This window comes from Nitrosomonas sp. Nm166, assembly GCF_900112825.1.
Lineage (GTDB): Bacteria > Pseudomonadota > Gammaproteobacteria > Burkholderiales > Nitrosomonadaceae > Nitrosomonas.
This window is the reverse complement of sequence record NZ_FONE01000004.1, coordinates 82,380-95,330: the sequence shown is the minus strand read 5'-3', so window position 1 is coordinate 95,330 and position 12,951 is coordinate 82,380. Positions and strand designations below refer to the sequence as shown.

The 12,951-nt window shown below is 44.9% G+C and carries 12 protein-coding genes; 11 read left to right on the top strand and 1 reads right to left on the bottom strand.

Annotated elements, in window-relative coordinates; all coding sequences use genetic code 11:
* Window positions 1-7 precede the first annotated feature (7 nt).
* The 11 genes from pyrH to BM021_RS02180 all read left to right on the top strand — a co-directional run bounded on the left by pyrH (window position 8) and on the right by BM021_RS02180 (window position 10,273).
* Complete coding sequence (gene pyrH / locus BM021_RS02230) at window positions 8-727, top strand: UMP kinase (protein WP_090718347.1); 720 nt, start codon at window positions 8-10, stop codon at window positions 725-727.
* A gap of 49 nt (window positions 728-776) precedes the next feature.
* Entirely contained in the window at window positions 777-1,334 is a 558-nt protein-coding gene (frr, locus tag BM021_RS02225; protein ID WP_090718443.1) for a ribosome recycling factor, read from the top strand.
* A 1-nt stretch (window position 1,335) separates the two neighbouring features.
* A complete protein-coding gene (uppS, locus tag BM021_RS02220; protein ID WP_090718345.1) occupies window positions 1,336-2,103 on the top strand; it encodes a polyprenyl diphosphate synthase in 768 nt (255 codons plus the stop codon).
* Between the two features lie 13 nt (window positions 2,104-2,116).
* Window positions 2,117-2,941: a phosphatidate cytidylyltransferase gene (locus tag BM021_RS02215; protein WP_090718342.1), complete on the top strand. Its 825-nt coding sequence runs from the start codon at window positions 2,117-2,119 to the stop codon at window positions 2,939-2,941.
* Complete coding sequence (gene ispC / locus BM021_RS02210; RefSeq protein WP_090718339.1) at window positions 2,938-4,146, top strand: 1-deoxy-D-xylulose-5-phosphate reductoisomerase; 1,209 nt, start codon at window positions 2,938-2,940, stop codon at window positions 4,144-4,146. The genes BM021_RS02215 and ispC overlap by 4 nt, the downstream gene beginning before the upstream one ends.
* 117 nt (window positions 4,147-4,263) lie before the next feature.
* A complete protein-coding gene (gene rseP / locus BM021_RS02205) occupies window positions 4,264-5,631 on the top strand; it encodes an RIP metalloprotease RseP (protein ID WP_090718337.1) in 1,368 nt (455 codons plus the stop codon).
* 3 nt (window positions 5,632-5,634) lie between these two features.
* Window positions 5,635-7,929 (top strand): outer membrane protein assembly factor BamA, encoded by a 2,295-nt coding sequence (bamA, locus tag BM021_RS02200; protein ID WP_090718334.1) that lies wholly within the window; start codon window positions 5,635-5,637, stop codon window positions 7,927-7,929.
* A 30-nt stretch (window positions 7,930-7,959) separates the two neighbouring features.
* The gene (locus BM021_RS02195) at window positions 7,960-8,487 is read left to right on the top strand and encodes an OmpH/Skp family outer membrane protein (protein ID WP_256207731.1); all 528 of its coding nucleotides are present in this window, start codon (window positions 7,960-7,962) and stop codon (window positions 8,485-8,487) included.
* A gap of 63 nt (window positions 8,488-8,550) precedes the next feature.
* Entirely contained in the window at window positions 8,551-8,994 is a 444-nt protein-coding gene (fabZ, locus tag BM021_RS02190) for a 3-hydroxyacyl-ACP dehydratase FabZ (RefSeq protein WP_090718332.1), read from the top strand.
* On the top strand, window positions 8,987-9,628 hold the full coding sequence (gene rnhB, locus BM021_RS02185; RefSeq protein WP_090718329.1) for a ribonuclease HII: 642 nt from the start codon (window positions 8,987-8,989) through the stop codon (window positions 9,626-9,628). Before fabZ ends, rnhB begins: the two co-directional genes overlap by 8 nt.
* Window positions 9,629-9,793: 165 nt before the next feature.
* Window positions 9,794-10,273, top strand: coding sequence for an FKBP-type peptidyl-prolyl cis-trans isomerase (locus BM021_RS02180; protein WP_090718325.1), 480 nt, complete (start codon window positions 9,794-9,796; stop codon window positions 10,271-10,273).
* 26 nt (window positions 10,274-10,299) lie between these two features.
* Here BM021_RS02180 and mutS read toward each other — a convergent pair whose 3' ends face one another.
* Complete coding sequence (gene mutS, locus BM021_RS02175) at window positions 10,300-12,903, bottom strand: DNA mismatch repair protein MutS (protein WP_090718322.1); 2,604 nt, start codon at window positions 12,901-12,903, stop codon at window positions 10,300-10,302.
* Window positions 12,904-12,951: the final 48 nt, after the last annotated feature.

Genomic DNA, 12,951 nt, shown 5'->3' with positions numbered 1-12,951 from the left:
ATCACCCATGACCCCAGCTCCTATCTATAAACGCATCCTCCTTAAACTATCAGGTGAAGCCCTGATGGGAGAAGACAAATATGGCATTAACCATACCGTAATGAGAAGAATTGTTGCTGAAATTGAGGAAATAAGTAAACTGGGTGTTGAAATCGCTATTGTGGTAGGCGGCGGTAATATTTTTCGTGGTATGAAATCAGTTAACGACGGGCTCGAACGTGTCACCGCGGATTATATGGGTATGCTGGCTACAGTAATGAACGCTTTAGCATTACAAGACGCGATGAAACTGGTCGGATTAGTACCACGCATACAATCTGCCTTGCGTATCGAACAAGTAGTAGAACCTTATATCCGCGGAAGGGCAATGCGTTATCTGAAAGACGGTAGAGTAGTTATTTTTGCAGCAGGCACTGGCAATCCTTTTTTTACTACTGATACTGCAGCTGCCTTACGTGGCATGGAAATGAACGTCGATATTATGCTTAAAGCTACCAAAGTGGATGGCATCTATACTAGTGATCCCAAGATTAACCCCGAAGCAACTCGCTTTCATAAGCTATCTTTTGATGAAGCGATTACCCAAAATCTGCAGGTAATGGATGCCACAGCGTTGACACTGTGCCGTGACCAGAAATTGCCACTGAATGTATTTAGTATTTTCAAGGCTGGGGCTCTTAAACGTATAATAACTGGAGAAGATGAAGGAACTTTAGTAACTGTTTGATTTATATAATGAGAATCTCTTGCAATAAGATACAAAAGGGATAAATATGATGATTGGTGATGTAAAAAAATCTGCTGAACAAAAAATGCAAAAAAGCCTTGAAGCATTGAAAGTAGATTTAAGTAAGATCAGAAGTGGGCGAGCACATACTGGTTTTTTGGATCATATCACTGTGGATTATTATGGTACACCAACACCTATTAACCAAGTAGCTAACATCAACCTGATCGATGCACGAACGATTGGCGTTATTCCCTGGGAGAAAAAATTGGCTAGCGCGATTGAAAAAGCGATTCGTGAGTCTGATCTAGGTTTAAACCCAATGCCAGTAGGCGAAACCATTCGCGTGCCTATGCCAGCACTTACAGAAGAACGACGTCGTGACCTCATTAAAGTTGTAAAACATGAAGCGGAGGCTGTACGTGTCGCAATGCGCAATATTCGCCGCGATGCCAATGCTCATTTGAAAGAATTATTAAAATCCAAAGAAATATCTGAAGATGATGAGCGCCGGGGTCAAGATGATATTCAGAAATTGACTGATCGTTATATCATTGAGATCGATAAGATTTTACAAATTAAAGAAGCAGAACTGATGGCTGTTTGATATGCCTCAAGGCCCGAGTTCAACACGAGAAATACCTGAAACAGGTTTAATACCCAAACATATCGCCATTATCATGGATGGAAATGGCCGATGGGCTCGAAATCGCTTCATGCCCCGCATGGCTGGACATCAACAAGGCGTTGAAACAGTCCGCGGGATTATAAAAGCTTGCATCGAGCGCGAGGTTGCATATCTCACCTTATTTGCTTTCAGTAGTGAAAACTGGCGCCGACCTACAGAAGAAATTTCTTTTTTGATGCAGCTTTTTACTGGAGCATTGGAACAAGAAATTACCAAGTTGCACCAAAATGGTATTCGCTTCAAAGTAATCGGTGATTTATCCAAATTTGAATCCAAGATAAGGGAATTCATTAAAAGTGGCGAGCAATTAACTGCCCAAAATACCCGGCTAACATTTACTATTGCAGCCAATTACGGAGGCCGCTGGGATATTATGCAGGCCATGCGTAAGATGATGGCTCAATCCACCGAGTTACCGCTTAACTTCGAAGAAGAAAATCTGGCACAATATCTTTCCCTAAGCTATGCGCCTGAACCGGACTTGTTTATCCGGACAGGTGGAGAATGCCGCATCAGTAATTTTTTGCTATGGCAACTTGCTTATACCGAATTATATTTTACGAATACTTTATGGCCTGATTTTGATGAGCATGAACTTGAGTTAGCCATTCAATCTTATCAGCAGCGGGAACGCCGCTTTGGTCGTACCAGCGAGCAGCTCCAGATGGCCATGTCCGCTGAAGGATAAGAAGACAGTTGACATGCTTAAAGCCCGCATTCTTACTGCAATTGTTATCCTGCCTTTATTTCTAGCCGCGATATTCTACTTGCAGGACATTTTCTGGTCGGCCCTTCTACTCGTACTGACAATTATCGGAGCATACGAGTGGAGCAAATTGGCGCAGCTCTCAGTTAGAAATACTATTATTTTTCTACTGCTCACAGTATTAGTAGGTGGAGAATTATTGTTCCTATTACGCGAATCTGTACAAATCAATGCTTACTCATCGAATCTGATAGGACTATATATCTTATCCGTCGTTTTCTGGATAGTTGGGGCGCCACTCTATCTAAAGCAGTCTTATACCATAAAAAACCCCCTTATTTGGATGTTGACTGGCTGGATCGTATTATTACCCACCTGGCTTGCACTCTATCAGTTACGCGCGATCAGCCCGCTGCTCTTGCTGGGTTTTATGGCGACTATCTGGATCTCAGATACCGCAGCGTATTTTACCGGACGATCGCTAGGCAAGCGCAAACTTGCGCCCACGATTAGTCCGAATAAAACCTGGGAAGGTGTCGCTGGTGCTTTGGTTGCTGTATTCCTGTACGGTCTAGTCTGGGATTGGTGGGTCACTGAAGAGTCTTTGGCGACGAAATTGATACCCTTGCTGATCGTTATGACCATACTGGGTATTATCGGAGATTTGTACGAATCACTGATTAAGCGGCATGCGGGTGTTAAGGATAGTGGCCATATTTTGCCAGGTCATGGGGGAATACTTGATCGAATCGATGCGCTGACATCTACACTGCCTCTTGCTATTCTGGCATTACTCATTTTTTATTCACCTTCGTTATGAAAACTATCCGTCAAGTTACTATTCTCGGTTCTACTGGCAGTATCGGAGAAAGCACGCTAGATGTTATAACCCGTCATCCGGATCGCTTTCAGGTTTTTGCACTGACTGCAAATAATAATACTGAAAAGATGCTATCACAATGTCAACGTTTTCAACCACGCTATGCAGTAATGCTGGATACGGAAAGTGCTGAGCAATTGGCTAAAGCAATCAAAGCAACTGGGATAGATACGGAAATATTATCAGGCATTGAATCTTTAGAAAAAGTAGCTTCACTACCTGAAGTAGACGCTGTGATGGCAGCTATTGTAGGTGCTGCCGGTATTCGGCCAACTTTTGCAGCAGCCCGAACAGGAAAACTCGTCTTACTCGCCAATAAAGAAACCTTAGTGATGGCTGGGCGGATTTTCATGGATTTAGTAAAGCAGAGCAGCGCCACGCTACTGCCTATTGATAGCGAACATAATGCGATTTATCAATCATTGCCGCATCACTTTAACGGTAACCTGGCCGCGGCAGGCATCAGTCGCATATTGCTTACCGCATCAGGTGGTCCATTTCGATGCGCACCTTTGGCTTCATTGGAAAAAGTGACGCCAGAACAAGCTTGCGCGCATCCGAACTGGGATATGGGGCAAAAAATTTCCGTTGATTCGGCTACTATGATGAATAAGGGACTGGAAGTCATTGAAGCACGTTGGCTATTTGACGCAGCTCCGGATAAAATTCAGGTAGTGATTCACCCGCAGAGTGTGATTCACTCAATGGTTGCTTATGTGGATGGCTCGGTTATCGCGCAATTAGGCAATCCTGATATGCGTACACCTATCGCACATGCGATGGGCTATCCTGATAGGATTGACAGTGGAGTATCTGCTTTAGATATGTTCAAAGTCGCTCATCTTGATTTTGAGCCCCCTGACTTTAAAAGATTTCCATGCTTAGGATTAGCCTATCAAGCACTCACTACTGGTGGAAACATGCCGGCAGTATTGAATGCAGCCAATGAAATAGCGGTAGAATCCTTTCTTAAAAGGCATATGGCATTTACATCCATCCCCGCCATGATTGAGCACGTGATGCAAACAGTACAGCAGGAAGAAATGGCTACGCTGGACGATGTACTGAGAACTGACACACTGGCTCGTGATACAGCACGGGAGTGGCTTGCCGCTCGCAACAAGCTGAATAAAAAAGCTTGCTGAGATGATTAGATCCAATTTTAATGATAGTATCCTGCATCTTACGCAATGAAGTAATGAAGTATCATGCAGTTAAATCCTTCCTCCTTCTTCACAGTGCTTCCTATACCATGATCTGATATGTCAATAACTTATACCATCATTTCTTTCATTATCGCCTTAGGCATCCTAATCACCTTTCATGAATTCGGCCATTATCTGGTAGCACGCTGGAACGGTGTCAAAGTGTTACGCTTCTGTATAGGTTTTGGCCAACCCATTTTCCGCAAACGCTGGGGGAAAGATCAAACAGAATGGATGATTGCAGCTATTCCCTTGGGAGGTTATGTCAAGATGTTGGATGAAAATGAAGGTAAGGTAGCTCCCGAAGATTTGCCTCGTGCGTTTAACCGTCAACCGGTAGCACGCCGCTTTGCCATCGTTGCCGCCGGTCCCATGGCCAATTTCCTGCTAGCCATTGTTCTGTATTGGCTGCTTTTTGTACTGGGCGTGAATGGCGTGAAGCCCATACTGGGCCCTATTGAGCCAGCCACGCCTGCTGCCTACGCAAAATTTGAAACAGGCGAAACCATTGTCAGTATCGAAAATGAACCGGTGGTCAGCTGGCAGGATGTGCGCTGGACTTTATTAAGATACGGTATTGATCAATCAACCAATGTAAAAGTACAAACCATCAATAAAAATGGCGAGATCAATTGGCGGCAATTAGATTTAAGTCATATTGATCCAGACAAGCTCAACGAAAATTTCCTCGGTGTGATCGGACTCAACAGTTACCAGCCTCTTATAAAGCCTGTGATTGCTCAAGTGCTGGCTGATGGTGCCGGCTACCAGGCAGGCTTACTAGCGGGGGATGAAATTTTAGCCATCAATGACCTCGAAATTAAAAGCTGGGTGGATGTTGTCCGCGAAATTCGCACGCATCCAGGACGTACACTAGAACTGGAAATTCTACGCGATAATCAAGTCATCACACGTTCCGTCACGCCGGAGACCACGACAGAAAATGGCAAGCAAGTTGGTAAGATTGGGGTAGCACCCGTTATCAATCAAGCCGAGTTTGAAGAATTGATGGTCACAGTAAGCTATCCATCCGGTAAAGCGCTTCAGAAAGCCTTCGAGAAAACGTGGGAAACGACGGTATTGACGTTACAAATGCTCTCTAAAATGATTACCGGCGATGTGTCTTGGAAAAATGTCAGCGGACCGATATCTATTGCCGACTACGCTGGGCAATCGGCACAGATGGGGTTGGTCTCCTATCTAGCATTTCTTGCTCTGATCAGCGTCAGCATTGGTGTGCTGAATTTACTGCCCATTCCGATTCTTGATGGTGGGCATTTAATGTATTACTTCATTGAAATAATTAGAGGAGCTCCGCTTTCTGATAAAACTATGATGATTGGCCAAAAGATAGGCTTGGCGATGTTGCTTACACTCATGATTTTTGCCATCTATAACGATATCAATCGGCTCATCACTGGTTAAACAATGAAATTCAAGCATGCTGTTGCATTTGCAAGCTTCTTCTATGCTATCTCATCCTGGGCTGTTGAACCTTTTGTAGTGAAAGATATTCGTGTTGAAGGGATACAACGTACTGAAGCGGGTACGGTATTCAGTTATCTACCGGTCAAAGTCGGCGATACGTTGGATGAAGAAAAAGCCACAGAAGCTATCAAGGTACTGTATGCCACCGGTTTCTTCAAAGATGTCAGATTGAAATCAGAAAACGATATCTTAGTCGTAGAGGTCGATGAACGTCCGGCTATTGCTGAAATTAGTATCAATGGCGCAAAAGAATTTGAAAAAAGCAAGCTAATTGAAGGCCTAAAACAGGCTGGTATATCGGAATCACGGATTTTCAGCCGTTCTTTACTGGAAAGAGCCGAACAGGAATTAAAGCGCCAATACATCAGTCGAGGAAAATATGCCGTCAAAATCACAACCACCACAACGCCTCTGGAACGTAATCGCGTTGCCATTAATTTTGATATTAACGAAGGCCGGACAGCTCGTATCAAAAAAATAAATTTTGTCGGTAACGAGAAATTTAAAGATAGCGAGTTGCGTAGCGAGCTTGTTCTCAGAAAACCCGATTTATTGACCTGGTTCACCAAAAATGATCAATATTCCAAACAAAAGTTAGCAGCCGATCTCGAAACACTACGCTCCTTTTATCTAGATCGAGGCTATCTGGAATTTAATATTGAATCTACGCAAGTATCGATAACGCCTGATATGCGTGATATCTATATCACCATCAATCTCACCGAGGGCGCCCAGTATACGGTCTCCGATATCAAAGTAGCAGGCGATACCATCATACCGGAAGAAGAAATACGCAAACTCATATTGCTCAAAAGCGGAGAAGTATTTGCACGGCAAAAACTAACTGAATCCATTAAATTAATTACCGATCGCTTAGGCGATGATGGCTATGCATTTGCCAATATCAACGCATCACCTGAAATAGATCACGAAAACCGGAAAGCAGCTTTCACTTTTTTTATTGACCCTAATCGTCGCGTCTATATACGACGCATCAACATAACAGGTAATGATCGTACGCGCGATGAGGTGATCCGCCGCGAGTTTCGCCAAATGGAAGGCGCCTGGCACTCCACCAAGCATATTAACAATTCCAAGCAACGCGTTGATCGATTGGGTTTCTTTAATAGTGTGAATGTGGAAACACCCGCTGTCCCTAATAAAACGGATCAGGTTGATATCGATGTCAAAGTCGAAGAAAGACCGACTGGCGCGATTATGTTCGGGGCCGGTTACTCTGATCGTCAAGGCCTGATTCTGAATGGCTCGGTCTCTCAGAACAATATCTTTGGTACCGGTAATTTTTTTAGTCTTGATGTCAATACCGGTGCAATCAACAAGACTTACGCTGCATCATTTACCAATCCCTATTTTACAATCAATGGGGTTAGCCTGGGATTTGATGCCTACAAACGTGACCTGGATACACGACCGTTATCCCGGGTTGGAACTTTTAAAACTGAAACCTTGGGTGCAGGTTTTCGGCTGGGAATACCCATTGCAGAAAACGATATTGTGTCTTTAGGTTTGGCTGCTGAAAACACGGTGATCAGCGTTTTTGAGAATAGTCCGAAACGCAACATTGATTTCGTTAATGAATTTGGAAGATCAACCAATAACTTTCCACTGACATTAAGCTGGGCGCGCGATCGCCGTGATAGCGCCATCTGGCCGACCTCAGGAACAACACACCGGCTGTTTGGTGAAGTCAGCGTACCCGGTGGGGATTTGGATTACTACAAGATCAGCTATCATCAGAGATGGTATTACCCTATCACTGATTTTTTTACGCTGATGCTGAATGGGGAAGTTGGCTATGGTGACAGCTATGCAGGACGCCCGCTGCCTTTCTTCAAGAACTTCTTTGCGGGCGGTAACAATTCAGTCAGGGGTTATGACCTGAATTCCTTGGGGCCCCGTGATTCACTCAATAACAATACTTCTAGATTGTTTGCAGTTGGTGCCAGTAAACGCGTTGTCGGCAATATCGAACTGATGTTTCCTGTTCCTTTCATGAAAGAAGACCGGTCGTTGCGCTTAAGCACATTTCTGGATGGCGGTACCACATTCAACAATTTTGGTGATCTGAACAATTTCATGCGTTATTCGGCTGGCGTTGCGCTTACGTGGGTATCACCGATGGGACCACTGAAAGTCAGTGTTGCAGAACCGTTAAATGATATACCCACCGATAATTTGCAAAGGTTCCAATTTATGTTTGGTCAGCAATTCTGAATTTATATGAGATTCTATTAAGTGAATATATTGAAACAAATCAACCATGTGTGGCGCAATCTGGTAATGGTTCTGATAGCCATTGTATCAACCAATGGATGGGGGATTGCTTTTGCAGGTGATATCAAAATTGGTGTAGTCAATACCGAAAAAATTCTACGAGAATCATTACCCGCGCTACAAGCACAAAAGAAAATTGAGCAGGAATTTTTACCACGCGACGAAGATATCAAGAAAATTGCTGTACAAGCTAAAACACTGCAAGACAAGCTTGAGAAAAATGGCGCAACCATGGAAGAAACAGAGCGACGTAACTTGGAAAGAAATTTGGCTAATCTCAGCCGGGAGTATCAACGTGCGCAAAAACAACTGCGAGAAGATTTAAGTGTGCGTCAAAACGAAGAATACAGTGCGATTCTGGAGCGCACCAATCGGGCGATCAGTAAAATCGCCGAAATAGAAAATTATGACCTGATATTGCAACTCCAGGATTCTGTTTACAGGAGTCAGCGTATCGATATTACAGACAAGGTTATTAAAGCGCTCGATAATGAATAGAAATTGAGCAGAGTTCATTCAAGAGCTGCCAGTTAAGTCCTGAGTTAAAAAAGGAAAAATCAAATGAGCACGATGAATATCCACGAAATCCTGAAATACCTTCCGCACCGCTATCCGCTTTTACTGGTGGATAGAGTCATTTCTTTCGAAGCGGGTAAGGATATTGTTGCATTAAAAAATGTTTCCATCAATGAACCCTTCTTTTCCGGACATTTTCCGCATTATCCTGTCATGCCCGGTGTTCTGATCGTTGAGGCTTTAGCCCAAGCCGCCGCCCTTCTGACACTTAGAACAGAAGACACAATCAACAAGGATGACACAGTTTATTACTTTGTAGGCATTGATGGTGTTCGTTTTAAAAAACCTGTGATGGCCGGTGATCAGTTAATCCTCAGAGTTGAAATAGAGCGACAAATAAAAGGATTATGGAAATATTCAGCCCGCGCCGAAGTCGATGGGCAACTTGTCACTGAAGCCAAGCTCATGTGTACTGCAAGAAATGTGTAATATTTATGCCCTGATAGAACCAGAACCGCAACGAGTGGGCGCAAAAATTGAAACTTATACTGATGAATTGACTTGCGGTGTCGACGAAGCCGGCAGGGGACCGTTGGCTGGTCCTGTGTATGCAGCCTGCGTTGTGCTAAATGCTGACTATAAAATAGATGGATTAGCCGACTCCAAAGTGCTGAGTGAAAAAAGGCGCAATGAGCTCGCGATGACTATCAAGAAATATGCGAAAGTATGGGCGATTGCCTCTGCCTCAGTGCAAGAAATCGATCAGCTAAACATCTTACAAGCCAGTTTGCTGGCCATGAAACGCGCAGTAGAAAGCTTGCCCCTGATACCAGATATCGTGTTGATTGATGGAAACCAAAGCCCACATCTGAAATGCTCGGTACGCACCATCATCCGGGGTGACAGCTTGATACCCGAAATTTCAGCTGCCTCTATCTTGGCAAAAACCGCACGCGACGCGGAAATGCAAAGATGGCATCAGTGTTTTCCGCAGTATGGGTTTGATCAACACAAAGGTTATGCGACACCGCAGCATCTAACAGCACTACAGACGCATGGCGCATGCGAAATACACCGGCAAAGCTTTGCACCGGTAAGAGCATTAAAGGTGGCAAAAAGCTGATCTAAATCAATAGTAATCCTGAATTTTCTTGTGTTTTATATTTCTAAGCAAGAAAAAACCTATTTTGTATGCGTATAATGACATCTAGTCAATTCAATTTTTGCAATAGTTCTGATTATTATAAATATTCTACTTTTTGATATCACCTACGAGGATAAGTCTAAAATGCGCATTGAAAAAAATACCGTAGTCTCTCTCAACTATGAGTTGTCAGATGCTACAGGAAACATTCTGGAGCAAACGGATACACCGATCAGTTATTTGCACGGCGGGTATGGCGGCATTTTCCCCTTGGTTGAGGAAGCGCTACATGAGAAGGAAATCGGCTATTCCTGCTCAGTTTCGATGGAGCCGGAGGATACTTTTGGTGAATATGATGCCGAATTGATCCGTGTGGAGCCACGCAGTTCTTTTCCTGATAATGTAGCAGTTGGCATGCATTTTGAGGGTGGCGCCGAAGGTTCAGATGACGTCATCATCTACAAAGTGACCGATGTTACTGATGACACCGTCGTTGTCGATGGCAATCATCCTTTTGCAGGCATGACATTGAATTTTATCTGCACGGTGACCGCCGTTCGTCCGGCTACGCCAGAAGAAATCTCTCATCAACATGCGCATGGCGCACATGACCATGAGCCTTAAGAATCTCTTTAAATCTGATAAATAAGCTAGCCATTCTTAGCGGTATTCAGCGCCTGTTTCAATAAATAAAGCTGTTCCAGCGCTTGCCTGGGACTCAATTCATCCGGAGAAAGGTTCTGCAGCATGGCAATGGCGGGATGTTCTTGCGGCATTTCTTTTTCCGGCTCTGGAGCGGAAAAAGAAAACAGATCCAACTGAGATTGCTTGTTGGCACTTTCCTGCTCCAGTCTAGTTAAGTGCTTTCGAGCTGATTTAATGACCGTCTCAGGAACACCTGCAAGGGCAGCCACTTGCAGTCCATAGCTTTGGCTGGCCGGACCTTCGGCTACCTTATGCAGAAAGACGATGCGATGTTTATACTCTACTGCATCCAGATGCACATTCTTAATGTACTTAAACTCCTCAGCCAGTTTCGTCAATTCAAAATAATGTGTCGCAAACAGGGTAAGACTACGGTTCCTGGTCAATAACTGCCGGGCGATGGCAAGCGCCAGCGCCAGCCCATCAAAAGTGGATGTGCCGCGCCCGACTTCATCCATCAGTACCAGACTATGCGCTGTGGCGTTATGCAGTATATTGGCGGTTTCCGTCATCTCTACCATAAACGTGGAGCGCCCGCTGGCCAGATCATCAGCAGCCCCAATCCGGGTAAAGATCTGATCCAGCACCCCGATATGCACTTTTGCGGCGGGCACGTAACTGCCGCAGTGCGCAAGCAGGGCAGTCAGTGCGATTTGCCGCATATAGGTTGATTTACCACCCATGTTAGGACCAGTAATCATCAGCATGCGTGGTTTTCCTGTGTGCTCGGCGCCCAACTGAACATCGTTAGCAATAAAGTTCTCTACCTGATTTTCCACCACCGGATGACGACCTGTATCGATGGTAAAAATATCCTCATCGGATAACTGAGGAGCAGTATAGTCAAGCGCCTGCGCCCGTTCTGCAAATGTGCTCAAAACATCAATTTCTGCAATGCTTGCAGCCAGTTTCTGCAGTGCATGAATATATTTTGTAAGTGCATCCAGTAGTACATCATATAAATACTTTTCCCGCGCCAACGCTCGGTCCTGTGCGGATAATGCTTTGTCTTCAAATGCTTTTAGTTCTGGCGTGATATAGCGCTCAGCGCTTTTTAAAGTTTGCCTACGCCGGTAATCAGCAGGGATTTTTTCGCTGTGTACGTGCGTGACTTCAATATAAAAACCATGTACACGGTTATATTCCACCTTGAGATTAGGGATACCGGTACGCTCTTTTTCGCGTATTTCCAACTGTAACAAAAACTCGCCGCAATTGTTCTGCAACGCACGCAACTCATCCAATTCAGCGTCATAACCATCGGCAATCACATTACCTTCACGCAGCACCACGCCAGGTTCTTCCAATAATGATCGACTCAACAATTCAAGCAGCGCGGGCTCGATCTGCAGGACTTGGATTAACTGACAGATTCTCTCGCTAGAGCAACCTGCAATCGCCTGAGTGACTTCAGGCAGCAGTTTCAGGCTGTCACGCAAGCCCGACAAATCTCGCGGGCGCGCTGATTTAAGTGCGATGCGGGCAGTTATTCGCTCAACATCGACAATCTGCCGCAGTAGATCGCGCACGACTGAATAATTATTCCGCTCATTTTCTCCGATCAAGGCCGCGACACTATCGAGCCTTTTTTGTATAACTGCACGATCGCGCAGGGGATGATGCAGCCAGAATTGTAATAACCGGCTACCCATGCTGGTTGAGCAAGTATCCAGCAGTGACAATAAAGTAGGCGATCTTTCGCCGCGTATGGTTTCAGAAATTTCCAGATTGCGGCGTGTCGCGGCATCCATACGTACATATATACTTTCCCGTTCCGCCTGCAATGAGGTAATATGGAGCGTGACAGATCTTTCTTGTGTCAGACGGGTATATTCCAGTAAAGCGCCGGCCGCACAGATTGCAGCAGACAAATCCTCACAGCCAAAACCGGAAAGATCATGCGTTTCAAATTGCCGGGTAAGATTACGAATGGCAGTATGATAATCGAATTGCCACACAGGCAAGCGCTTTACCACCCAATTTTTACCTTGTACCTCGACTAATGCCAGCGATTCGGGCAAAAGAATTTCTGATGGCTGCAGGCGCCCCAACTCGCTGAGCAGATTTCGTGGTGATGTTTCCATCATGCGCAACTGCCCCGCTGCCAGATTAAGCCAAGCTAGCCCCAGATTTGATTCATTCACCCAGACAGCCAGCAAAATGCAGTCACGCTTATCCTCGAGCAATGCCGCATCGGTTAACGTTCCAGGGGTAATAATACGGGTCACTTCGCGGGTAACCGGCCCCTTGCTCACAGCCGGATCGCCCACCTGCTCGCAGATGACTATCGACTCACCTGCTTTAACCAGTTTCGCCAAATATTGCTCAGCAGCGTGATACGGTACGCCAGCCATTTTAATGGGCTTTCCAGCAGAAGCGCCGCGCTGCGTTAAAGTAATTCCCAACAGCTTGGCGGCCTTCTCTGCGTCGTCAAAGAACAACTCATAAAAATCCCCCATCCGATAAAACATCAGCATATCTGGATGCTGCGCTTTGATACGCAAATATTGCTGCATCATTGGAGTATGCGAATCTTTTTGGGCCTTCATCTGTTGTATTTAAAAATATTTTTGCATTGGAGAATACATCACGCTGTT

Excerpts from the sequence above, each read along its gene's own strand:
- pyrH (WP_090718347.1), top strand. The coding sequence starts at position 8 with ATGACCCCAGCTCCTATCTATAAACGCATCCTCCTTAAACTATCAGGT.
- frr (WP_090718443.1), top strand. The coding sequence starts at position 777 with ATGATTGGTGATGTAAAAAAATCTGCTGAACAAAAAATGCAAAAAAGC.
- uppS (WP_090718345.1), top strand. The coding sequence starts at position 1,336 with ATGCCTCAAGGCCCGAGTTCAACACGAGAAATACCTGAAACAGGTTTA.
- BM021_RS02215 (WP_090718342.1), top strand. The coding sequence starts at position 2,117 with ATGCTTAAAGCCCGCATTCTTACTGCAATTGTTATCCTGCCTTTATTT.
- ispC (WP_090718339.1), top strand. The coding sequence starts at position 2,938 with ATGAAAACTATCCGTCAAGTTACTATTCTCGGTTCTACTGGCAGTATC.
- rseP (WP_090718337.1), top strand. The coding sequence starts at position 4,264 with ATGTCAATAACTTATACCATCATTTCTTTCATTATCGCCTTAGGCATC.
- bamA (WP_090718334.1), top strand. The coding sequence starts at position 5,635 with ATGAAATTCAAGCATGCTGTTGCATTTGCAAGCTTCTTCTATGCTATC.
- fabZ (WP_090718332.1), top strand. The coding sequence starts at position 8,551 with ATGAGCACGATGAATATCCACGAAATCCTGAAATACCTTCCGCACCGC.
- rnhB (WP_090718329.1), top strand. The coding sequence starts at position 8,987 with ATGTGTAATATTTATGCCCTGATAGAACCAGAACCGCAACGAGTGGGC.
- BM021_RS02180 (WP_090718325.1), top strand. The coding sequence starts at position 9,794 with ATGCGCATTGAAAAAAATACCGTAGTCTCTCTCAACTATGAGTTGTCA.
- mutS (WP_090718322.1), bottom strand. The coding sequence starts at position 12,903 with ATGAAGGCCCAAAAAGATTCGCATACTCCAATGATGCAGCAATATTTG.